Origin of the sequence: Citrobacter sp. Cf118, from assembly GCF_030334095.1 — a bacterium.
In the GTDB taxonomy this organism is placed as follows: Bacteria; Pseudomonadota; Gammaproteobacteria; order Enterobacterales; family Enterobacteriaceae; genus Citrobacter; species Citrobacter freundii.
The window spans coordinates 497,551-520,946 of record NZ_JAOWES010000087.1 but is presented as its reverse complement, the minus strand read 5'-3'; the positions used below and the strand labels follow the sequence as shown (position 1 = coordinate 520,946).

Annotated in this window: 23 protein-coding genes and 1 pseudogene; 13 read left to right on the top strand and 11 right to left on the bottom strand. The window is 49.0% G+C overall.

All coding sequences use genetic code 11. The features are described 5' to 3' along the window. Positions 1-122: 122 nt before the first annotated feature. On the top strand, positions 123-608 hold the full coding sequence (gene spy / locus OGX67_RS17780; RefSeq protein WP_257651425.1) for an ATP-independent periplasmic protein-refolding chaperone Spy: 486 nt from the start codon (positions 123-125) through the stop codon (positions 606-608). A 353-nt stretch (positions 609-961) separates the two neighbouring features. Beyond that, the gene (gene ves / locus OGX67_RS17775) at positions 962-1,537 is read left to right on the top strand and encodes an environmental stress-induced protein Ves (RefSeq protein ID WP_003030626.1); all 576 of its coding nucleotides are present in this window, start codon (positions 962-964) and stop codon (positions 1,535-1,537) included. Here the strand turns inward: ves and cho are convergent. After that, the gene (gene cho / locus OGX67_RS17770; protein ID WP_003030624.1) at positions 1,497-2,384 is read right to left on the bottom strand and encodes an excinuclease Cho; all 888 of its coding nucleotides are present in this window, start codon (positions 2,382-2,384) and stop codon (positions 1,497-1,499) included. The two genes, ves and cho, sit on opposite strands and share 41 nt — an antisense overlap. 131 nt (positions 2,385-2,515) lie before the next feature. Then, positions 2,516-3,346 (bottom strand): NAD(+) synthase, encoded by an 831-nt coding sequence (gene nadE, locus OGX67_RS17765; RefSeq protein WP_257651426.1) that lies wholly within the window; start codon positions 3,344-3,346, stop codon positions 2,516-2,518. 200 nt (positions 3,347-3,546) lie between these two features. Here nadE and osmE point away from each other — a divergent pair, with 200 nt between their 5' ends. From osmE to chbG, 7 genes are all read left to right on the top strand, one after another. Further along, entirely contained in the window at positions 3,547-3,888 is a 342-nt protein-coding gene (gene osmE, locus OGX67_RS17760; protein ID WP_003030621.1) for an osmotically-inducible lipoprotein OsmE, read from the top strand. A gap of 298 nt (positions 3,889-4,186) precedes the next feature. Beyond that, complete coding sequence (chbB, locus tag OGX67_RS17755; protein ID WP_003840900.1) at positions 4,187-4,507, top strand: PTS N,N'-diacetylchitobiose transporter subunit IIB; 321 nt, start codon at positions 4,187-4,189, stop codon at positions 4,505-4,507. Positions 4,508-4,594: 87 nt separating this feature from the next. Continuing rightward, positions 4,595-5,953: a PTS N,N'-diacetylchitobiose transporter subunit IIC gene (gene chbC, locus OGX67_RS17750; protein WP_003030619.1), complete on the top strand. Its 1,359-nt coding sequence runs from the start codon at positions 4,595-4,597 to the stop codon at positions 5,951-5,953. A 54-nt stretch (positions 5,954-6,007) separates the two neighbouring features. Further along, complete coding sequence (gene chbA, locus OGX67_RS17745) at positions 6,008-6,355, top strand: PTS N,N'-diacetylchitobiose transporter subunit IIA (protein ID WP_003030618.1); 348 nt, start codon at positions 6,008-6,010, stop codon at positions 6,353-6,355. Between the two features lie 10 nt (positions 6,356-6,365). After that, positions 6,366-7,208 carry a transcriptional regulator ChbR gene (gene chbR, locus OGX67_RS17740; RefSeq protein ID WP_085951046.1) on the top strand — a complete coding sequence of 281 codons (843 nt, stop codon included), beginning with the start codon at positions 6,366-6,368 and terminating at the stop codon, positions 7,206-7,208. A gap of 124 nt (positions 7,209-7,332) precedes the next feature. Next, positions 7,333-8,688, top strand: coding sequence for a 6-phospho-beta-glucosidase (locus OGX67_RS17735; RefSeq protein ID WP_003840902.1), 1,356 nt, complete (start codon positions 7,333-7,335; stop codon positions 8,686-8,688). Positions 8,689-8,700: 12 nt separating this feature from the next. After that, positions 8,701-9,459, top strand: a complete 759-nt coding sequence (chbG, locus tag OGX67_RS17730; RefSeq protein WP_044700002.1) for a chitin disaccharide deacetylase — start codon at positions 8,701-8,703, stop codon at positions 9,457-9,459. A gap of 36 nt (positions 9,460-9,495) precedes the next feature. On the opposite strand, the pseudogene OGX67_RS17725 reads toward chbG, so the two are convergent. Next, positions 9,496-10,396, bottom strand: a pseudogene (locus OGX67_RS17725) (catalase); the annotation flags it as partial. Positions 10,397-10,515: 119 nt separating this feature from the next. Here OGX67_RS17725 and cedA point away from each other — a divergent pair. Further along, the gene (gene cedA, locus OGX67_RS17720) at positions 10,516-10,779 is read left to right on the top strand and encodes a cell division activator CedA (protein ID WP_257651427.1); all 264 of its coding nucleotides are present in this window, start codon (positions 10,516-10,518) and stop codon (positions 10,777-10,779) included. 62 nt (positions 10,780-10,841) lie between these two features. On the opposite strand, the gene tcyP is transcribed toward cedA, so the two are convergent. From tcyP to hxpB, 4 genes are all read right to left on the bottom strand, one after another. Continuing rightward, entirely contained in the window at positions 10,842-12,233 is a 1,392-nt protein-coding gene (gene tcyP / locus OGX67_RS17715; RefSeq protein ID WP_003030608.1) for a cystine/sulfocysteine:cation symporter, read from the bottom strand. A gap of 135 nt (positions 12,234-12,368) precedes the next feature. Next, positions 12,369-12,968, bottom strand: coding sequence for a metal-dependent hydrolase (locus tag OGX67_RS17710; protein WP_086551139.1), 600 nt, complete (start codon positions 12,966-12,968; stop codon positions 12,369-12,371). 83 nt (positions 12,969-13,051) lie between these two features. Then, positions 13,052-13,813, bottom strand: a complete 762-nt coding sequence (gene kduD / locus OGX67_RS17705) for a 2-dehydro-3-deoxy-D-gluconate 5-dehydrogenase KduD (RefSeq protein WP_257651428.1) — start codon at positions 13,811-13,813, stop codon at positions 13,052-13,054. Positions 13,814-13,960: 147 nt separating this feature from the next. Continuing rightward, the gene (gene hxpB / locus OGX67_RS17700; protein ID WP_003030602.1) at positions 13,961-14,629 is read right to left on the bottom strand and encodes a hexitol phosphatase HxpB; all 669 of its coding nucleotides are present in this window, start codon (positions 14,627-14,629) and stop codon (positions 13,961-13,963) included. Positions 14,630-14,796: 167 nt separating this feature from the next. Between hxpB and OGX67_RS17695 the strand changes: the two genes are divergently transcribed. Then, a complete protein-coding gene (locus OGX67_RS17695) occupies positions 14,797-15,333 on the top strand; it encodes a YniB family protein (RefSeq protein WP_003030600.1) in 537 nt (178 codons plus the stop codon). A 64-nt stretch (positions 15,334-15,397) separates the two neighbouring features. Here OGX67_RS17695 and OGX67_RS17690 read toward each other — a convergent pair whose 3' ends face one another. After that, positions 15,398-16,258 (bottom strand): fructosamine kinase family protein, encoded by an 861-nt coding sequence (locus OGX67_RS17690; RefSeq protein ID WP_003030598.1) that lies wholly within the window; start codon positions 16,256-16,258, stop codon positions 15,398-15,400. Positions 16,259-16,528: 270 nt separating this feature from the next. Next, positions 16,529-17,458, bottom strand: a complete 930-nt coding sequence (pfkB, locus tag OGX67_RS17685) for a 6-phosphofructokinase II (RefSeq protein WP_257651429.1) — start codon at positions 17,456-17,458, stop codon at positions 16,529-16,531. 287 nt (positions 17,459-17,745) lie between these two features. On the opposite strand from pfkB, the gene OGX67_RS17680 reads away from it, so the two are divergent. Next, on the top strand, positions 17,746-18,504 hold the full coding sequence (locus OGX67_RS17680) for a DUF481 domain-containing protein (RefSeq protein WP_003840911.1): 759 nt from the start codon (positions 17,746-17,748) through the stop codon (positions 18,502-18,504). 167 nt (positions 18,505-18,671) lie between these two features. Here OGX67_RS17680 and yniD read toward each other — a convergent pair whose 3' ends face one another. Together yniD and OGX67_RS17670 are read right to left on the bottom strand one after the other, a co-directional pair. Beyond that, positions 18,672-18,779 carry a small membrane protein YniD gene (yniD, locus tag OGX67_RS17675; protein WP_003030590.1) on the bottom strand — a complete coding sequence of 36 codons (108 nt, stop codon included), beginning with the start codon at positions 18,777-18,779 and terminating at the stop codon, positions 18,672-18,674. A 400-nt stretch (positions 18,780-19,179) separates the two neighbouring features. Further along, positions 19,180-21,033, bottom strand: coding sequence for an acyltransferase family protein (locus OGX67_RS17670; protein ID WP_286526915.1), 1,854 nt, complete (start codon positions 21,031-21,033; stop codon positions 19,180-19,182). 433 nt (positions 21,034-21,466) lie between these two features. On the opposite strand from OGX67_RS17670, the gene thrS reads away from it, so the two are divergent. After that, positions 21,467-23,395 carry a threonine--tRNA ligase gene (gene thrS, locus OGX67_RS17665; protein ID WP_003832572.1) on the top strand — a complete coding sequence of 643 codons (1,929 nt, stop codon included), beginning with the start codon at positions 21,467-21,469 and terminating at the stop codon, positions 23,393-23,395. Position 23,396: the final 1 nt, after the last annotated feature.

Below are 23,396 nucleotides of genomic sequence, written 5' to 3'. Positions count from 1 at the left end.
TTTTACCGTGGCTCTGATTAATTGACGCTTAAGCCGGTAAAGTTAATCTCGTCAACACGACATCACATTGCATAAGAGTCGCATGAGTGTCGTAAAAATAACTGAAAGAAAGGATAGAAATTATGCGTAAACTGACTGCTCTGTTTGTTGCCTCTACTCTGGCCCTGGGTGCTGCCAACCTGGCTCATGCCGCTGACACGACAACAGCTGCGCCAGCTGATGCCAAACCGATGATGCACCACAACGGTAAATTCGCCCCGCATCACGACATGATGTTCAAAGACCTGAACCTGACCGATGCTCAGAAACAGCAGATTCGCGAGATCATGAAAGGTCAACGCGACCAGATGAAACGTCCGCCGCTGGAAGAGCGTCGCGCGATGCACGACATTATTGCCAGCGATAGTTTCGATAAAGCGGAAGCCGAAGCGCAGATTGCGAAGATGGAAGAACAGCGCAAAGCCAACATGCTGGCGCATATGGAAACTCAGAACAAGATTTACAACATTCTGACCCCGGAACAGAAAAAGCAGTTTAATGCCAATTTTGAGAAGCGTCTGACAGAACGTGCAGCGCAGAAAGGTAAAATGCCACAAGCTGCCGAGTAATCGATCAGCGTCTACACTAAATCATTCATGCTGTGTTGCACTGATTGCCGCACAGCGTGAAACCAAACTCAAGACCGCCGCTCTTGTCCACAACACGTTTAACGATGTGGGCAGGATCGGCGGTTTTTTCATTCCTGCCTATTGCACCGGACACACGACACGCTATTCTCCTGAAGCCCGTGAAAATTCTACCTGGATCAGCGCGTTATTCTTTTTTGCAAAACACCGGGTTCATCGCTAAGGCAAATCAACTCTGCTGCCGATAACAATAATCTGCAGGGTGAACATACCAATGATGATTTATGGCTGCCTGTTTACGGCGGGTTGCCGTGCTGCGTCTTTCTGGAGGGATGATGGAATACTTTGATATCCGCAAAATGCCGGTCAATCTGTGGCGAAATGGTGCGGGAGAAACCCGTGAGATTTGCTGTTTTCCGCCAGCAACACGAGATTTTCACTGGCGGGCGAGTATCGCCTCCATTGCAGCCAACGGAGAGTTTTCTCTCTTTCCCGGCGTAGAACGCGTGATTACTCTACTGGAAGGTGGAGAAGTGACCCTGGAAGAGTCAAACACCTTCACACATACTCTGAAACAGCATCAGCCTTTTACCTTTGCCGGTGACAAGGTGGTAAAAGCGAAGCTGACAGAAGGGCAGATGTCGATGGATTTCAATATCATGACCCGACGGGATGTCTGCCAGGCGAAAGTCAGAGTTGCCGACCGTACGTTTACGACTTTTGGTTCGCGCGGCGGCGTGGTATTTGTTATCAGCGGTGCCTGGCAACTGGGCGATAAGCTACTGACCGCCGATCAAGGTGCAAGCTGGCACGACGGTAAACACACCTTACGACTGCTGGAGCGCGAGGGAAAACTGCTGTTCAGCGAGATTAACTGGATGCCGGGCCATTCTCCGGACGCAGTTCAATAATGTCATATTGACCAGACAGAACAGGCCGGCAGAGAATTTTGTAGCCATCATGGTCAAAGCCGGCCGGCATACGCGCCAGGGTAGCCGCCTCATCCAGCGTTGAAACGGCTCCCAGCCACAGCCAGTTGTTGATGATATGGTACTGTGTCATTTCAGCGCGGGTTTCCTGCAGCGCAATGGCATTGCTCCATGGCCAGCAAATCACTCTCACTCTTTCCAGCGCCTCTAACAGACGCAAATGATGGGCTTCATGACTCTCTTTCCCGCAGCACGCTCCGGCGCATCGCTTAAGCGCGGAGCGAAAACAGGCGCGCCCGCGACTCAGGGGTTCCAGCCCCAGCAGGCCGTAGCACAGCTGCTGTTCATCCGCGAGGCTTTGCAACGCTTGTAGCGCTGCGCGACGATTGGCAAACAGGCCAAACAGATTGGGGGCATGGGAGAAATCAATATCTCGTGCGTAGACAACCTGAACAGTTCGGTCGGTAAGCTGCAAGGCGCAAAGCTGGCGATTGCGCCGCAGTCGTTTATTAAACAACGGCTGTTGTTCTTTGATCAATCGCGCTTCCAGCAGCAGGGCACCAATTTCTCCCGCGGTACAAATCCAGCTAATGCGTTTGGCCTGACGCAGCATTGCTGCTTCGTTTGCGGTACGCAGGTGTGCCATCACGCGGCTGCGAATATTGACGCTTTTACCAATATAGAGCGGCATAGTGTCGCTTTCACTGTGAAACAGATAGACGCCTGGCACGGCGGGAAGCGCACTCAAAAATGGACGCAGGTGCTCAGGATATTCATAGATTGCCGCTGCCTCAAATGTCAGGCGCGGGGCTGATTGACGCCGTACCACTTCTCACTCCGGATGCTGGTTATCCATCCAGTATAACAGTTTGGAACCGATTAAAAAAGCGGCATCAGATCAGGAGGAGGGACCGGACAGCGGTGATCCCAGTGCTATCCGGCAATATGTGACTAAAAGAATTACGCTTTTTTCCAGAAGTCATCAAACACCGTAATCGGTGTGCGACGTTTATGCTCGGTCTTCAGATACCAGCCTTCAATTTTTTTCGCGACGTCGGCAGTCAGCGTTTTTCCCTCCAGATAATCGTCGATGTTGTCATAGGTGACGCCTAATGCGGCTTCATCCGGCAGAGAAGGACGATCGTCTTCGAGATCGGCGGTTGGTGCTTTCTTATATAAATGTTCCGGGCAACCCAGCGCGGCAAGCAACTGCTTACCCTGACGCTTGTTCAAACGGAAAATAGGGTTAATGTCAGTACCGCCATCGCCGTATTTGGTGAAAAATCCGGTGATAGCTTCTGCTGCATGATCGGTTCCCACGACAACGCCGCTGGTCATACCGGCGATACTGTACTGAGCCTTCATACGTTCGCGGGCTTTTTCATTGCCACGGACAAAATCGCTCAGTTCAATACCCGCTTCACGCAGGGCCAGTTCACTGGCCAGTACCGCACCCTTAATATTGACGGTGAGTACGCGGTCCGGTTGGATAAAGGCGATGGCATCCTGACAGTCCTGTTCATCAGCCTGAACGCCATATGGCAGACGTACGGCAATAAACTGCAGCGCGTCATTCCCCGTTTCTTCGCGAAGCTCGGAAATAGCCATCTGGCATAGTTTTCCCGCGAGCGTTGAGTCCTGCCCGCCGCTAATCCCTAATACCAGTGATTTCAGAAAGGGGTAGGTCTGCAGATAAGATTTAAGGAAATCCACGCTGCGGCGAATTTCTTCTTCTGCATTGATGTGCGGTTTTGCGCCAAGCGCCTGGATTATCTCTTGCTGCAGAGTCATTTAACCCCCTATGGAAAATAAAATGATCAAAAAAATGATGTGTTAAAATTATCGCGTTGAGGCCCAAACGACAAGGGATGCGAGCATCATTTTGTTTTAATAGAATTTTCCGAAACTGCCTAAGTATCATCTGATTGCTTGAAAAATGCGTTGTTGTGCTCCAGGCTTATATAACACGCTGAAATACAAGAGGACGGAATATGAACAAGAACCTAACAGGAATTCTGAGTGCAGCGGCTGTTTTGACTATGCTGGCAGGGTGTACGGCTTACGATCGTACCAAAGACCAATTTGTTCAGCCCGTGGTGAAAGATGTGAAGAAAGGGATGAGCCGGGCGCAGGTGGCGCAGATTGCCGGTAAACCTTCTTCTGAAGTCAGCATGATTCATGCGCGAGGGACATGCCAGACCTACATCCTGGGTCAACGAGATGGTAAAGCTGAAACCTATTTTGTTGCTTTAGATGACACCGGACATGTGATTAACTCCGGTTACCAGACCTGCGCAGAGTACGACACCGACCCGCAGGCGGCGAAGAAGTAACAACTGCTTATTGCCTGAGCATTCAGACGAACCGGCCATCGTGCCGGTTTTTTTGTGCCGAACGATCTTATTTATTGCCGCGAATTATTTGCCCGAAATGTGAGGGGGGTCATAACGATAGGTCAAGGAGAGACAATTTAGTTGGTCAAGGAAATACCATCCACTGGTGCAATCCCGTATACTCATTTCAGCCACCTAAAAAAGTAATTTAGCTGACGCAAGTTACCCAGAGCATGGATGCAGGTTATGGCTTGCGGAGTGTCTGGTTGACAGATAATCGCATATGAGGATCGTTTTAATGGAAAAGAAACACATTTATCTGTTTTGTTCTGCGGGCATGTCGACTTCATTGTTGGTTTCGAAGATGCGTGCTCAGGCCGAAAAATACGAAGTGCCGGTTATTATTGAAGCGTTTCCTGAAACGCTGGCCGGAGAAAAAGGTCCAACGGCCGATGTCGTGTTATTAGGTCCACAAATTGCTTATATGTTGCCCGAAATTCAGCGTTTGTTACCCAACAAGCCTGTGGAAGTGATTGACTCGCTGCTGTATGGCAAAGTCGATGGTTTAGGCGTGCTTAAGGCTGCTGTTGCAGCAATTAAAAAAGCCGCAGCAAATTAATTATTTTATTTTAATTTTTCCCGTCAAAGAGTTATTTCATTAACATTCACCGCAATTTTTAATTGCGGTATTTAAGGGTATTTTTCTATGAGTAACGCTATTGCTTCACTTGAAAAGGTACTCCTTCCTTTTGCTGTAAAAATTGGAAAGCAGCCACACGTTAATGCAATCAAGAACGGTTTTATTCGTTTAATGCCGTTAACCCTCGCAGGGGCCATGTTTGTATTAATCAATAACGTTTTCCTGAGCTTTGGGGAGGGGTCGTTTTTTTATTCAATGGGCATTCGACTTGATGCTTCAACTATTGAAACGCTGAATAGCTTGAAAGGCATTGGTGGAAACGTCTATAACGGTACGCTGGGTATCATGTCATTGATGGCACCGTTCTTTATCGGCATGGCGCTGGCAGAAGAACGTAAAGTCGACTCACTGGCTGCCGGGCTGTTATCTGTCGCCGCGTTTATGACCGTAACACCTTATAGCGTGGGTGAAGCCTATGCCGTTGGTGCGAACTGGCTCGGCGGTGCCAATATTATTTCCGGTATCATTATCGGCCTCGCGGTCGCGGAAATGTTCACCTTTGTGGTTCGTCGCAATTGGGTCATTAAATTACCTGATAGCGTACCGACATCTGTATCGCGCTCTTTCTCTGCGCTGATTCCTGGCTTCCTTATCCTCTCCATTATGGGGATCATCGCCTGGGCATTGAACACCTGGGGTACGAACTTCCACCAGATCATTATGGACTCCATTTCAACTCCGCTGGCGTCGTTGGGCAGCGTGGTGGGCTGGGCCTACGTGATTTTTGTTCCGCTGCTGTGGTTCTTTGGTATTCACGGTTCACTGGCGCTGACTGCGCTGGACAGCGGTATCATGACGCCATGGGCGCTGGAAAACATCTCTATCTACCAACAGTTTGGTTCCGTAGATGCCGCGCTGGAAGCCGGTAAGACGTTCCACGTCTGGGCGAAACCGATGCTCGACTCCTATATTTTCCTTGGAGGTAGCGGGGCAACGCTGGGTCTGATTATCGCTATCTTCCTGGCATCGCGTCGTCCTGACTATCGTCAGGTTGCTAAACTGGCACTGCCATCAGGTCTGTTCCAGATTAACGAACCTATCCTGTTCGGTCTGCCGATCATCATGAACCCGGTGATGTTTATCCCGTTCATCCTGGTTCAGCCGATTCTGGCGGCGATTACGCTGGCAGCTTATTACTCAGGCATTATTCCACCGATTACCAACATTGCACCGTGGACCATGCCAACCGGTTTGGGCGCGTTCTTTAACACCAACGGTAGTGTCGCTGCTCTGCTGGTCGCGCTGTTCAACCTCGGTATTGCAACGCTGGTTTACCTGCCGTTCGTGGTGGTAGCTAACAAAGCGCAGAATGTTATTGACCAAGAAGAAAGCGAAGAAGATATCGCTAACGCATTGAAATTCTAAATTTGATCCGGCATGGCTTTACGGTCATGCCGGACTGAACCAGAGAAAAAAAGTATGTTGGATATCGAGAATATCGTCGACACGCAGTCCGAAGCAGAAGAACTTGAAGAAGTGGTGATGGGCCTCATCATCAACTCCGGTCAGGCGCGTAGCCTGGCGTACGGCGCACTTAAAATGGCCAAGCAAGGTGATTTCGAGTCGGCCAAGGCGATGATGGACCAGTCTCGTCTGGCGCTGAACGAAGCGCACCTCGTGCAAACGAAACTGATTGAAGGCGATCAGGGCGAAGGTAAAATGAAAGTTAGCCTGGTGCTTGTCCACGCGCAGGACCACCTGATGACATCAATGCTGGCGCGTGAGCTGGTGACTGAACTGATTGAACTTCACGAAAAGCTGAAATAGCGAGGAGTGCATAATGCAGCTACAGATTAACGCACCGGAAATCAAAACTGTTTATGAACAGCAACTGTTTAATGGCAAAAATTTCCATGTGTTCATCTATAACAAAACTGAGAGTATCAGCGGGCTGCATCAGCATGACTACTATGAATTTACCCTGGTTTTAACCGGGCGCTATTATCAGGAAATCAACGGTAAACGCGTACTGCTCGAACGTGGAGACTTTGTCTTTATCCCGTTGGGATCGCACCACCAAAGTTTTTATGATTTTGGTGCGACAAGGATCCTTAACGTCGGTATCAGTAAACGTTTTTTTGAACAGCACTATCACCCGCTACTGCCATTTTGTTTCGTTGCATCGCAGGTCTATCGGGCGAATAACTCGTTTCTTACCTATATTGAAACGGTTATTGCATCACTTAACTTTCGCGAGAGCGGACTGGATGAATTTGTAGAAGTGGTCACCTTCTATATTATTAATCGGTTACGTCATCATCGCGAAGAGCAGGTGTTGGATGATATTCCGCAGTGGCTTAAAACCACCGTCGAGACCATGCACGACAAACGGCAGTTTAGCGAGAACGCGCTGGAAAATATGGTACACCTGTCCGCGAAATCCCAGGAGTATCTGACCCGTGCAACCCAGCGTTATTACAGCAAAACGCCGATGCAGATTATTAATGAAATCCGCATTAACTTTGCTAAAAAACAGCTGGAAATGACGAACTATTCTGTAACGGATATTGCTTACGAGTCTGGCTACAGTAGTCCAAGCCTGTTTATTAAAACGTTTAAAAAGCTGACGTCGTTTACACCGAATAGCTACCGTAAGAAATTAACTGAATTTAATCAGTAGAAATTATTTGCCAATAACCCATTTTTTATAGCTTGCCCAAAATAGCGTCGGGACAGCCACGCTATACCTGACATACGGGTTGAGCATAATACACGTCAGTGTTTTGACACTGAAGGGAGAAAGTATGAGCCAGAAATTAAAAGTCGTCACTATCGGTGGCGGGAGCAGCTACACCCCTGAATTACTTGAAGGCTTTATTAAGCGCTATCATGAATTACCGGTTTCTGAATTGTGGCTGGTTGATGTCGACGGTGGAAAAGAGAAACTGGACATTATTTTTGACCTATGCCAGCGCATGATCGATAAAGCCGGCGTGCCGATGAAGTTGTTTAAAACGCTGGATCGCCGTGAAGCACTGAAAGATGCTGATTTCGTTACCACCCAGCTGCGTGTAGGGCAGCTGCAAGCCCGTGAAAAGGATGAACGCATTCCGCTGAGCCACGGGTATCTGGGGCAGGAAACCAACGGCGCTGGCGGGTTGTTCAAAGGTCTGCGTACCATTCCGGTTATCTTTGATATTGTTAAAGATGTGGAAGAACTGTGCCCGAATGCGTGGGTGATCAACTTCACTAACCCAGCCGGGATGGTGACTGAGGCGGTTTATCGCCATACGAATTTCAAGAAATTCATCGGCGTATGTAATATTCCGATCGGCATGAAAATGTTCATCAGCGACGTGCTGGCGCTGAAAGAGAGCGATGACTTATCTATCGACCTGTTTGGTCTGAACCATATGGTCTTCATTAAGGATGTTCTGGTCAACGGTGTGTCACGCTTTGATGAACTGCTGGACGGCGTTGCTTCGGGTCAGTTGAAAGCCTCTGGCGTGAAGAACATCTTCGACCTGCCGTTCAGCGAAGGATTGATTCGTTCGCTGAAGCTGCTGCCGTGCTCGTATCTGCTGTACTACTTCAAGCCAAAAGAGATGCTGGCGATCGAAATGGGCGAGTACTATAAGGGTGGCGCACGTGCTCAGGTAGTACAAAAAGTTGAAAAACAACTGTTTGAGCTCTACAAAAATCCTGAGCTAAACGTTAAACCGAAAGAGCTGGAGCAGCGCGGCGGGGCCTATTACTCCGATGCGGCCTGTGAAGTGATCAATGCCATCTACAATGACAAACAGACCGAGCACTATGTCAACGTTCCTCACCATGGGCATGTTGATAACATTCCTGCGGACTGGGCGGTTGAGATGACCTGCACGCTGGGACGTAACGGTGCTACGCCGCATCCTCGGATCACCCATTTTGATGAGAAAGTGCTCGGCCTTATCTACACCATTAAAGGCTTTGAGGTTGCGGCGAGCAACGCAGCGTTGAGCGGTGAGTTGAATGATGTGCTGCTGGCGCTGAACCTGAGCCCGCTGGTGCATTCTGACAGCGATGCCGAAATTCTGGCGCGTGAGCTAATTCTGGCACATGAAAAATGGCTGCCAAACTTCGCCGGGTGCATTGAGAAACTCAAAAGCGAACAACACTAACCGAGGTCGGCTATGGAACGCGTACTGATTGTGAATGCGGATGATTTTGGCCTGAGTAAAGGACAAAACTACGGCATTGTTGAAGCTTGTCGCAATGGTGTTGTCACCTCGACCACGGCGCTGGTTAACGGTGCGGCAATTGACCATGCGGTACAACTGAGTCGCGACATACCTGAACTTGCCGTCGGAATGCACTTTGTTCTGACACTGGGCAGGCCGTTGACGGCAATGCCAGGCCTTACTCGTGACGGTGTACTGGGGAAATGGATCTGGCAGATGGCGGAGGAAGACACTCTGCCGCTGGATGAAATTTCTCAGGAACTGGCCGCACAGTATCAGCGTTTTATTGACCTGTTCGGGCGGGAGCCGACGCATCTGGATAGCCATCACCATGTGCATATGTTCCCGCAAATTTTCCCTATCGTAGCAGGGTTTGCTGCCCAGAAGGGGATTGCGTTGCGTATCGATCGTCAGGCGGTATTCCAGGCGTCTGACTTACCGGAAACCTTACGGACTTCCCAGGGATTCAGCAGCGAGTTTTACGGTGAGGCGATTTCTGAAGCTCTGTTTTTGCAGATGCTTGATGCGTCAGCCGATCGCGGAGAATCCTCGCTGGAAGTGATGTGTCATCCGGCTTTTATCGATGACATTATTCGTCAAAGTGCCTACTGTTACCCCCGCTTAACTGAGCTCGACGTGCTGACGTCTTCGTCACTGAAATATGCTATTGCGGAGCGCGGTTATCGTCTTGGCAGTTTTCTGAACGTGTAATTCCTGAGTTTGCGGCGCTTAATGCGCCGCATTTTTTTAGGCCGGAATCGTGTCTATTTTTCCGGCGCGTGACCAGACGCGGTGCGCGGTCATCAGCGTCAGCAGGGTATCCATGAACTGTGTGTCTGCACTGTCCGCTTCCACCACGCCTTCTTCTCTTTCCTTTTTGATATTCAACGTTGCTTTAAACTGACGAGCATCGCCAGCCAGGGCGATAGGTTTTAAGTGTTTATACGCTTCGAGTAAGTAATATCGGGCATCATCGTTCGTAACGATATCCGCGAGATTGCCGCACGGAACGATAACCGCATCGACCGTCAGGGTAGATCCATCATCGGCAACTACATTCCCCATCCGGGAATAGAGTAGTTTGGCATGAACACCTTCGGCCTGTAGGGCTTGCATGATGGCGAGCAGATCGGCCGATTTCACCTGGTTATTAAGTAAAATGGCGACCATGCGGCCAGTTATCATTGATGGAATTCGGTTCATAGTTGGCCGGATTGGTATCGATGTCCATGCAATGCATGCCGTCACGCTGGAAATTATGATACGGACAGGTTGGGCGATTAATTGGGATTTCATGGAAGTTGGGCCCGCCCAGGCGACTGATCTGGGTATCGGTATAGGAGAACAAGCGGCCCTGCAACAAGGGATCGTTAGTAAAATCGATGCCCGGGACGATGTGTCCGGGATGAAAAGCCACTTGCTCATTTTCGGCGAAAAAATTGTCCGGATTGCGGTTTAGCACCATTTTACCGACGAGTTGTACCGGAACCAGTTCTTCAGGTATCAATTTCGTTGGATCGAGCAGGTCAAAATCGAACTTGAATTCGTCCTCTTCGGGAATGAGCTGTAGCCCCAGTTCATATTCCGGATAATCGCCCGCTTCAATCGCTTCCCACAGTTCGCGGCGATGAAAGTCGGGAGCCCGACCTCAGCGGCGCAGGTACAGGCCGATGACGTAAAGCGCGATGAACCAGGCAAACAGCGCACGCAAGGCAGGACGTCAGGAGGCAAAATCGGCTAAGATAGTGGTTTTCTGATTTTTAGAATTTGTCTTTAGTGAAGCAACTGATTATGAAACCTCTTCGCCAACAAAATCGTCCGGTTATCAGCTATGTTCCTCGCGTGGAGCCCGCTCCACCAGAGCATGCGATTAAAATGGATGCGTTTCGTGACGTATGGATACTGCGCGGAAAATATGTCGCTTTTGTCTTAATGGGGGAGGCGTTTCAACGTTCGCCCGCATTTACGGTCCCGGAATCAGCGCAGCGCTGGGCTAATCAGATTCGTCAGGAAAATGAACTGAGCTATTAATGGATATAAAAAAACCGCCGGAGCAGACACTCCGGCGTTTTTTTGTTTTTTAGCTGACAGACTTAGCGATGCGCCAGTTCGGCGTTATCGTCGCTGTCCAGAATTGTTTTATCGGTCTGCTTCAGCCATTGACTGGTCAGCGTACCGGCAGTCATGGAACCGCTCACATTCAGCGCGGTACGACCCATATCGATCAGCGGTTCAACGGAGATCAACAGCGCAACCAGCGTGACCGGCAGACCCATGGCAGGCAGGACGATCAGCGCGGCAAACGTTGCACCGCCGCCCACACCCGCGACGCCTGCAGAACTCACGGTCACGATACCAACCAGCGTGGCAATCCACATTGGGTCCAGCGGGTTGATTCCAACGGTCGGCGCGACCATTACTGCCAGCATTGCCGGGTACAGACCCGCACAACCGTTCTGGCCAATCGTGGCGCCAAAAGAGGCGGCGAAAGAGGCGATGGATTCAGGCACGCCCAGACGACGGGTTTGCGCTTCAACGTTCAGCGGAATTGAGGCTGCGCTGGAACGGCTGGTGAAGGCGAAAGTCAGCACCGGCCACACCTTACGGAAGTATTTCAGCGGGCTAACGCCGTTAATACCCAAGAGGATCCCGTGAACCACGAACATAATGCCCAGACCGAGATAAGAGGCCACGACGAAGCTACCCAGCTTAATGATATCCTGAAGGTTGGAACCGGCAACCACTTTGGTCATCAGCGCCAGAACACCGTACGGCGTCAACTGCATCACCAGACGAACCAGCTTCATCACCCAGCTTTGCAGGGTATCGATAGCCACCAGAACGCGCTCGCCTTTTGGTGCATCATCCTTCAGCAGTTTAAGTGCGGCTACACCCAGGAATGCTGCGAAGATAACTACGCTGATAATCGACGTCGGGTTGGCGCCAGTCAGATCGGCAAACGGGTTTTTCGGAATAAACGACAGCACCAGTTGCGGAACGCTGAGGTCAGCCACTTTGCCAACATAGTTGGTTTCAATCGCGTTCAGACGGGCCGTCTCGGCACCACCTTGCACCAGACCTTCGGCGGTCAGGCCGAACAGGTTGGTCACCAGAACCCCGACCAGTGCGGCAATCAGCGTGGTAAACAGTAGCGTTCCGATGGTCAGGAAGCTGATTTTACCTAACTGAGAGGCATTGTGCAGACGCGCAACGGCGCTGAGAATAGATGCAAATACCAGCGGCATAACAATCATCTGCAGCAACTGGACATAACCGTTGCCGACAATGTTGAACCACTGTACGGAATCTTTAAGAACCTGGCTGTCGGAACCATAAATGGTGTGCAGGGCAAGGCCGAACACGACACCCATGATCAGACCGACCAGTACTTTTTTGGCCAGACTCCACTGTTTGTGACGGGCTTGCGCCAGCACGAACAGCAGCACTACGAACACGATAATGTTCGCGATTAATGGAAAGTTCATCCCCGTTCTCCTGATCTTATTATACGTATCACCGTTTAAAGGTGATTCTGTTGGCGCAAGATTAGCAGAACTGTGACTTGCCTCTTATATTCAAATGGAATTGTTTATACCGAAAATGACTTTTTGGCTGATTTATTAGTCAATCTGATGCGTTATGAAACGATTGAACTGCATTTGTAGCGTATTAATCATCTGCGAAGACCAGCGTACCGCGCTGTTCTCTTGTACGGTCTGCGGCATCCAGATTGCCCATGCGAACAGTGCCATGCACAGAAACCGTTCCAGTTGGTTGCCTTTTTGCGGCACGAGGATGGGCAGACGAAAACGCCAGCGGCAGGGCCAAAGCAGGGGAACGCCCGCCGGGGTCAGCATATCGGCCAGAATATGGCTGAGATAACCGAGAACCATACCTTGTAAGGCATCAGCCGGTATTATCCAGGTGTCTGGGACTTTCAGGTAAAACGTGGTCAGCAGGGCAAAGACTGCAAGCAGGCTATGCGTAAACCCGCGATGACCAAATGCCCGGGCAATGGGTTTTGATATCCACTTCAGACGCTGCCCCAGCAGGGATTTGGGATGATCAATATCCGGCAGCAGGCACGTTAAAATGGCGGAAGGAACAATATGCCACCAGTCACCCTGCGCAAGAACGGGCGTTAGCTCGGCATTCTTGGCAAATACCGCACAGGCAATAGAAAAAAGAAGGTGGCCTTCCGCCGTCATGATAAAACCCAATAAACTGTCGATTCATACAGTATAGGGGTTTTATACAGTAGGCGGAAGAGGTGACGTTGTAACCCTTTGTCACAAGTGCGCCATTACCGCGCCAGCCAACCGCCATCCACGGCTAGCGTATAGCCATGAATATAGTCAGAGGCGGAACTTGCGAGGAATACGACCGGGCCTTTCAGATCATTTGGCGTGCCCCAGCGCCCTGCGGGAACGCGATCGATAATCTCCTGATTGCGCTCGCTGTCTGCGCGCAACTGCTGGGTATTATTGGTCGCCATATAGCCGGGTGCGATAGCATTGACATTAATTCCTTTGGCCGCCCATTCATTGGCGAGCAGGCGAGTGATGCCGAGCACGCCGCTTTTTGATGCTGTATAGGAAGGGACGCGGATTCCGCCCTGAAAAGAGAGCATCGAGGCAATGTTAATAATTTTTCCGCCATTGCCCTGAGCCAGAAACTGGCGCGCCACGGCCTGTGACAGAAAGAAAACAGATTTGAGATTCAGATTCATCACGTCATCCCAATCCTTTTCGCTGAAGTCCAGCGCATCCTGACGGCGTATGGTTCCCGCATTGTTGACCAGAATATCGATCCGGCCAAACGCCGACACCGATTGTGTCACGATGCTGGTGAGAGCATCTTGTTGGCTGAGGTCGGCCTGAATAGCCATAAAACGTCGACCGAGGGCGTTAATTTTCTCTGCGGTTTCATGTGGTATTTTACGATTCACGCCGACTACATCGCAGCCCGCTTCAGCCAGTGCCACTGCCATACCCTGCCCAAGGCCGGTGTCACATCCAGTGACGATGGCTACTTTACCTTCGAGACGAAAAGCTTCCTGAGTCATGTTTACCTCAACTATTTATGTCATTAACGCTTGCTCTATAGGGCAAGAATAGGAGAGGTTAAACAGAAATTCAATTAAAAATGAAACGGTGTTTTAAAAATAAAAAAGCTGAGGGGGCGGGCAATACGATCATTGCCCGTTACAGGATTAGCCGCGCAGATGAGCGGCAGTAAGTTCGGTGAGCGAGGTTAGTTTGACGTCGGCAAGAACGAAGCGGGGATCGTCCTGATTCTCATGCGCTGGTACGACGATGGAACGCATACGGGCGGCTTTCGAAGCAATCATGCCGTTTACCGAGTCTTCCAGTGCTACGCAGTTTAACGGGTCAATGCCCAGTTTTGTGGCGCAATCGAGATAAACCTGCGGGTGCGGTTTGCTGTAGGGCAGTTTTTCTGCGGAAGCCAGAGCGTCGAAGCTGCTGCGCAGATCAAACATGGTCAGCACTTTTTCCAGCATATGCAGCGGCGAGGCGGATGCCAGTCCTACTTTGATTCCCTGAGATTTGCACAACGCCACGGCTTCACGCACACCCGGCAGCAGTGGTTTTGTTTCTTCTACTAACGCAATGGCCCGGGTGATGATGCGCTCGGTGACCTCCTGACGTGAGGGACCGTTCCACGGTTGCTGCGCAAACCACAAATCGACCACCATATCGATGCGTAAGCCAAGAGTATCGGGAAGTTCATGGCGGCGGGAGATATCAACGCCTAAACTTGCTATCACATCCAGTTCAGCCTGATCCCAAAGCGGTTCAGAATCGACCAGTAACCCATCCATATCGAAAATTGCAGCAAGAATTTGACGCGGGGTTGACATTACAACCTCTCCTTTACGGTGATAAAAGGGATTAAGAGCCAGTCATAACAGGCTCTGAGCGTTCATTATGGCTAATTCAGCAGTATACCGCCTTTAAAGATCAGGCGAAAACGGTTATCAACGGGTAAACTTAGGCCAAAATGACACGTCTTTATCAAGGGGAACTCATGACGTATCAACAAGCTGGACGCATTGCCGTCTTGAAAAGGCTGGCGGGATGGGTAATTTTCATTCCCGCGCTGATTTCAACACTGGTTTCTGTACTGAAGTTTATGTATGCGCACAGCGAAAAGCAGGAAGGAATTAACGCGGTCATGCTCGATTTTGCTCACGTGATGATCGATATGATGCGGGTTAATACACCTTTTCTTAACGTGTTCTGGTATAACTCGCCAACGCCCGATTTTCAAAGTGGACTGAATCTTGTTTTTTGGTTGATATTCATCCTGATTTTTATCGGTCTGGCGTTGCAGGATTCAGGCGCCAGAATGAGCCGCCAGGCACGTTTCTTACGCGAGGGCGTTGAAGATCAGCTGATTCTGGAACAGGCAAAAGGCAGTGAAGGATTATCCCGCGAGCAACTTGAGTCGCGAATTGTGGTACCGCACCATACGATCTTCTTACAAATTTTCCCGCTTTATATTTTGCCGGTGATCGTTATCGTGATCGGCTACTTCTTCTTCTCATTGCTGGGCTTTTTGTAAGTGCCGCTCTATCGGGCCTGCCACGTTACGAAACGGCAGGCCTGATAAGCAACGCGGTACGTAGTTAAGCAGCGAGTAATCTATCCAGCGCTTTCTGCGCCACAACCAGATGCTGTCCTCCGAACAGAATTGCTCGATTTAGCAGCGTATAGAGCTGGTAGATTGGCTGCCTGTCAAGAAAGTCCAGCGGTAGTGGTGAGACAGACTGGTAACCGTCATAAATTTGCGGCGGCTGATCGGTATGCAACGGCAGCATTGCCAGGTCGCACTCTCTGTCCCCCCAGTAGCAGGCAGGGTCAAAGATGTACGGACCGTTAGGACCGAGGGCGCAGTTCCCGGACCACAAATCACCGTGCAGGAGAGACGGCTGCGGCTGATGAGAAGAGAGACGTTGCTGGACATGTTCGACGATGGCATCAATATTGCCAAACGCAATGCCTTTTTCAGCGGCGAGTTCCAGTTGCCAGCCTATACGCTGCTCGGCGAAAAAGGTTGACCAGCGACGTTGCCAGGTGTTGGGCTGCGGCGTGGTAGAGAGCGCGTTATCGAAGTCGAGACCAAACTGAGGCTGGTCGCTCCATTCGTGCAAATGCGCAAGCTGTTGACCGAGGATAAACGCGTTATGCGCATCAAGCGGACGGGGAGGGAGGAAATCCATCACCAGAAAGCTGTAATCTCTGTCTGCGCCTACTGCCCAGACTTTCGGTACAGATACAGTTTGACTGCGGGAAAGTAGCTCCAGCTGATCGGCTTCTGCCGTAAAGCCGGTTAACAGCTCTCTTTCATCGCATTTGACGAAAAAATCCCGCCCCGCATAGCGTAAATGCCATGCGGCGTGAATCTCTCCGCCGGGCAGTTCATTACGCAGTTCGATTTCGCCTTCACCTAATTGCTCGCTTAAAAGACGACTGATAGCCTGCCACATGATGTCTCTCCCCATGTTGTCTGCCAGATCATAAGGTTAGCGCAAGAATGCGGTTAAAAAACACGAACTGACGCACACCACGGACGCGTCATCGCTGGAAAGGCACTTAATGTTTGTCGCTCTTTTTCACCCCGTACCGTTGTGGAGACGTCTGACTGCACATGATTCACTTCTTTGTAATCACGTGATTTTTTTATCATAGTCGCATAACACCCATGCTGACAGTTTTGCGCGAGAATCCCCTTTCTCTTCAAAAGAGGGATGGTGTCATTACTGATTGAGATACGAATAAATTTTTTGCGTGTCGTCCAAAGAGCACAGGCGCGTACCCTGATTTAGCGTTGCTGCGCTACCTGCGGCGACGCCGTAACGGACAATATCCTCAAAAGGTGCATTCTCAGCCAGTTTAAGCGTCATGGCCCCGACCATACTGTCGCCCGCGCCTACGGTGCTTTGACTTTTCACCGGTGGCGGAACCACCTGAACGCAGGTATCTCGATCTACGCCCAGCGCCCCTTGCGGCCCAAGCGAGACCACAACGCGGTGCGCTTTTCCGCTATGTACGATTTCCTGTGCGGCCTTGCGCACATCATCGGGCTGTGTCAGTTCTCGATTTACCAGCGCACTCAGTTCTTTGAGGTTAGGTTTGACCAGTTCGATATTGCCGATGGCTAACGCCGCCGTCAGTGCTTCACCTGAACTGTCGACAATACAGCGGATCCCCTGTTTTTGTGCGGTGGTAATTAGTCGGGTCAACTTCTCAAGCTGTACGCCGGGCGGCAAACTACCGCTGATGACCAGCAATGCACCAGCTTCAATTTCCAGCACCTGATCCTGAAGTTGGTAGAACTCGTCATTGGTCAGCGCAGCGCCAGGCATGACAAAACGATACTGTTCGCCGCTGGACTCAACGTGGACATGAAGATTTTGTCGGGTCCAATCTTTGGCTTCGACGGTGGATACGGGAACATTTTCGTCGGCGAGCAATGCAACAAGATGCTCTCCGGTTGCACCCCCCGCGGGGAAAATCGCCGTTGCGGTTCCGCCAAGATGGGCAATTGCGCGAGCGACGTTGATGCCGCCGCCGCCGGGTTCAAAAACCGGCGAGGTACAACGAAGCTTACCTTCCGGATAAATTTGCGGGGTGATTGTTGCGCTATCGAGAGAGGGCGCAAGTGTTAACGTATAGATACGTACCATCTTTACCTCCTGTTAGGCTGTCCTCAGTCTGGCACTTAACCTCCCGAAAGTGAAGTAATTAACAACATGATTTTTCATATCTTTATTTAAAATTATCGTCATAAAGTTATATAAATAAAATAAAGGTTTAGGAACGCTCTTATTCAAAAAATGAAATAAGAATTTATTGCTATGTTATTCGAGTCTTTTTATAATTTGTTACCTTTCAAGGGTCTTTTGTCATTGATCCATATGAAAGTTTCCGAGACCGTAATGGTCTCTTTTTTTGTTGTACGGACTCTTAATAAATGAAGCTTTTGAAGACAGTGCCCGCAGCATTGCTGCTGACGGGAGGCCTGCTTGCGTCAATGCATGCTGCCGCCGATGATTCCGTTTTTACTGTCATGGATGACCCTTCCAGCGCGAAAAAACCCTTTGAAGGTAACCTGAACGCGGGATATCTCGCCCAGTCAGGCAACACAAAAAGTTCTTCTTTAACCGCAGATACCACCATGACCTGGTACGGCCAAACGACCGCATGGTCTCTGTGGGGAAATGCCAGTAATACCTCCTCAAATGATGAACGTTCATCGGAGAAATATGCCGTAGGTGGCCGTAGTCGTTACAACATGACCGACTATGACTATCTCTTTGGACAGGCAAGCTGGTTGACCGACCGCTACAACGGCTACCGCGAGCGTGACGTGCTGACCGCGGGTTATGGTCGTCAGTTCCTCAACGGGCCTGTGCACAGCTTCCGTTTCGAATTCGGTCCAGGCGTGCGCTATGACGAGCACACGGATGGCACCACCGAAACACAGCCGTTGGGCTATGCGTCCGGGGCCTATGCATGGCAGATGACGGACAATACCAAGTTTACTCAGGGTGTGTCGGTATTCGGCGCTGACGATACAACGCTCAACTCTGAAACGGCCTTGAACGTTGCCATCAACGAACACTTTGGGTTAAAGGTGGCTTACAACGTCACCTGGAACTCTGAACCACCGGCAACAGCGCCGGAACATACCGATCGTCGTACTACTGTTTCACTCGGCTACCGGATGTAATGACAAACCGGGTCAAATAATTGGCCCGGCTTTTATCTATTAAAGTTAAGGTTATTTAATAGATAATCTGTGTTTTATTTTTAGTACTTATCAATAACGCGCTATTTTTCAGACGAATTCGATTTAATTGATAAATAAACGAAACTGGAATAGCGGGTGAGCGTCATTTAACCCCAGATCATCGCTGCCCAACGTAGCATTAGCATTGCTGCACAAATAACGAGCAGGATCACAACCATCTTCCAGTGTTTCTTTGCAAAGCGATTTGTTGGCATTGTTCTTTTCCTGCTCAGATTAGATGACTTTCTGCAAGTGTAACAAAGACGTCAGGGTGTCAGTGAATTGATTTACATCATAGAGCGCGCGTTGATTGTTGCTTTGATCGGCTCGAAATGCCGTGTACACTGTGAAACGGTGTTATCAAAAAGCGGGTGTAGGTCCAGTGTAGCCATTGAGGCAATCAGTGACATATTTCGCAGAGTGAAGCGGGAATCAGCCCACACCTTTTCTGCCAAGATCAGCCCAAAGAGATTTATCACCTTTCAGTATTGTTATCGCTCCAACGGGAGTGGCAGTTACAGGGGGCGCGGTTTCTGTACAATCCGTTGGAGCAACATCATATCATGGTCTTATCTTTAGATATCATAATAATAAGGGCGATAATCGCCCCTATATTTAAAATAATTCTGGATGCTTTTCCTTCAGTTTTTTCCCAAACTCAATGGCACCTTCTAATGTGAAATGGCTTATGTCAAAGTATAGATATTTACCATCATCTGAAAGAATCTTGCATCCCATCTTATCTCCGCACTGAATAGATAAGGTGTCTATATATTCAAATGATGGCAACCCACCTTTCATGTAATCCATAATTGATGAGTTAATTTTAATCCTGTCAGACTTGTAAAAGCGTGAGGAAAAATCATTTATTGCAGATATTGAGTTAATCCCAGCTTTAGATGCGTGATTAATTATTTCCATTGGCTGTTCAGTAAACTGCATTTTTGGTCCAAATACATATATCTTGGCTTTAGTTAACTCGCTTATCTTTTTAATTGCGTAGAGCATGCCGAATAGATCGCCCCTTCCAAAGTCATCATGCATTATCACAACATCTGCATCTTTTATATCCTTTGTTGTCAGGACGCTGGAAAATACCTCTTTGCACTTTTCAACATAAGGCATGTCGTTGGGGGGATATCCGAAATTTGAGCATAGATTTGTAGTTCTGACATATGTTATATCTCCCTTCATACCGTTCTCAGTCAGAGCATAAGTCAAATCGATACCATGAGAGTTACCTATAATTACTATCTTCTTGTCACCTGTTTTAGGAACTGGATGGGGTTTGTCGCTATCGACCCAATATCGATTCATCTGCTCTTTGAGTTGCTCAGATGTCATAGTTGCAAACTGAAATCTTGATGGTAACCCATTCATATTAAGCACAGACCATGAGGCTCCGAGCACCACGCATAATGGTATTGCTATATATGCCAGTTCTGTTCTCTTGTGGTTCACATCAATACTAGACAGGGCTTTTCTTACAGGATTCTCGACAAGGTAGAATGATGCAGCGCCAAGAAGTACAGAGGAAATAATTGCAATAATTGAATATTCCATCCCTGAAATATTATTTATCGACATATAGACTGCAATAGGCCAATGGACGAGATAAATCGAATATGAAATCTTACCAATCCACTGAAAGATGACGTTATCAAGAATTACGTTATCTTTATCTCCTGCATAAATAATAAGGAAAGTGGATGCAACTGGTATCAATGCAAGCTCACCAGGCCATTGCATGGCGCTATTTAACAGATATACTCCTGCTAAGGCGGCGATAAGGGAAAAGTATTTTACTGGAGACTTGAGGCCATCTCTTACAATGCCGGGCAAAAGGAATGCTAAGCCACCTACCATCATTTCCCATGCGCGGCTGGATAGAAGATAAAACGCTGCACCTTGATCTGTTTTTGATAAATAAACAGATGAGACGAAAGATGCTAGAGCCAGTGCGCTTATCACATACTTAACACTTTTTTGCCCAAAGGCTTTGATGATACCCATTATGATGATTGGGTACACCATGTAGAATTGCCATTCTACAGATAGTGACCAAGTGTGAAGAAGCCATTTCTCTTTTGCTGACGTATCAAAGTAATTAATGCTGTCGTAATACTCTACGTTTGAGAAGAACAGCAGGCTGCTTCTTATGTGGCGAGCGAGAAATTCATAATCTGCAGGCAGAAGGGCGCAGTAACCCACAACCAGAAGCACTAATGAAACAAAAAGCAGAGCGGGGATTATTCTTCTTGCCCTGTCCAGATAGAAACCTAATAATGAAAAATTGCCTGATGATACTTTGGAAAAGATTATTCCGGTCATAAGGTAACCAGATATAACAAAGAATATATCTACACCAGAAAAACCGCCAGAGAATCCAGGTACAGAAAAATGATAAAGAACAACTGCCAGGACGGCTATTGCCCTTAGTCCGCCAATATCCTTTCTAAATTTTAACATTTATATAATCACTTATGTTTTCAATGCGCTGAATGTTACCACCAGAAACATGCTGATCAACCACTAACTGATAATTCCATCCGCCACTGCATCGACTCCTTGGTTGTCAACAAATCATGAGACAAAAACTGAACACACAAAGCTTTGCATCGATTTGCAAGGCTTTACTTCTGCTTCTCTTAGTCGATCATGATCATCGTTGCAAGCCAATTTGAATCAATGTTAAACAGAGTGGTGCAATCACCACTTTTTTAGTGTTACCATCACTTTACCGGGTGAGGGGCTGAAGGTGTCAGTTTTTCATTTGTGTACCAGATTGTGTACCAATTTAGCGATTGTTGGTTAGATGGTTGCGCAACTTACTGTAAATAAACAAATTTTCTCTTTGTATGTGATCTTACGTGTGGGTCACCACTGCAAATAAGGATATAACATGCCTGTTATTACTCTTCCTGATGGCAGCCAACGCCATTACGACCACGCTGTAAGCCCCATGGATGTTGCGCTGGACATCGGTCCAGGTCTGGCGAAAGCCACTATTGCTGGCCGTGTTGACGGTGAGCTGGTAGATGCTTCCGATCTGATTGAGCATGATGCGAAGCTCTCCATCATCACCGCGAAGGATGAAGAAGGTCTGGAGATCATTCGTCACTCCTGTGCGCACCTGTTAGGGCACGCGATCAAACAACTCTGGCCGCACACCAAAATGGCGATCGGACCGGTTGTTGATAACGGTTTTTACTACGATATCGATCTTGACCGTACGTTAACCCAGGAAGACGTCGACGCGCTTGAGAAGCGGATGCACGAGCTCGCTGAGAAAAACTACGATGTCATTAAGAAGAAAGTCAGCTGGTACGAAGCGCGTGAAACCTTCGTGAAGCGTGGCGAGACCTATAAAGTCTCCATTCTTGATGAAAACATTGCCCATGATGACAAGCCTGGCTTGTACCATCATGAAGAATATGTCGATATGTGCCGTGGCCCGCACGTGCCGAATATGCGTTTCTGCCATCACTTCAAACTGATGAAGACCGCAGGGGCATACTGGCGTGGCGACAGCAATAACAAGATGCTGCAGCGTATTTATGGTACTGCATGGGCAGATAAAAAAGCCCTGAATGCCTACCTGCAACGTCTGGAAGAAGCGGCCAAACGCGATCACCGTAAAATCGGTAAACAGCTTGACCTGTATCATATGCAGGAAGAAGCACCGGGTATGGTGTTCTGGCACAACGATGGCTGGACTATCTTCCGTGAACTGGAAGTATTCGTTCGCTCAAAACTGAAAGAATACCAGTATCAGGAAGTGAAAGGTCCGTTCATGATGGACCGCGTGCTGTGGGAAAAAACAGGTCACTGGGACAACTACAAAGATGCGATGTTCACCACCTCTTCTGAGAACCGTGAATACTGCATTAAGCCAATGAACTGCCCTGGCCACGTACAGATCTTTAATCAGGGTCTGAAATCCTATCGCGATCTGCCGCTGCGTATGGCTGAGTTTGGTAGCTGCCACCGTAATGAACCGTCAGGTGCGCTGCATGGCCTGATGCGTGTTCGTGGCTTCACTCAAGATGATGCGCATATCTTCTGTACTGAAGAGCAGATTCGTGATGAAGTTAACGCGTGCATTCGTATGGTCTACGATATGTACAGCACCTTTGGCTTCGAGAAAATCGTCGTCAAACTGTCCACTCGCCCCGAAAAACGTATCGGTAGCGATGAAATGTGGGACCGTGCTGAAGCTGACCTGGCCGTTGCGCTGGAAGAAAACAACATCCCGTTTGAGTTCCAACTGGGTGAGGGCGCGTTCTACGGTCCGAAAATTGAATTTACCCTGTATGACTGCCTCGATCGTGCATGGCAGTGCGGTACTGTACAGCTGGACTTCTCCCTGCCGTCCCGTTTAAGCGCCTCTTACGTTGGCGAAAACAACGAACGTCAGGTGCCGGTTATGATTCACCGTGCAATTCTTGGGTCGATGGAACGTTTCATCGGTATCCTGACCGAAGAGTTCGCTGGCTTCTTCCCGACCTGGCTTGCGCCGGTTCAGGTTGTGGTCATGAACATCACCGATTCTCAGTCTGAATACGTTAACGAATTAACGCAGAAACTACAAAATGCGGGTATTCGTGTAAAAGCAGACTTGAGAAATGAGAAGATTGGCTTTAAAATCCGCGAGCACACTTTACGTCGTGTCCCTTACATGTTGGTCTGTGGCGACAAAGAGGTAGAAGCAGGCAAAGTAGCCGTGCGCACCCGTCGTGGCAAAGACTTGGGCAGCCTGGACGTAAATGAAGTGATTGAGAAGCTGCAACAAGAGATTCGCAGCCGCAGTCTTCAACAACTGGAGGAATAAG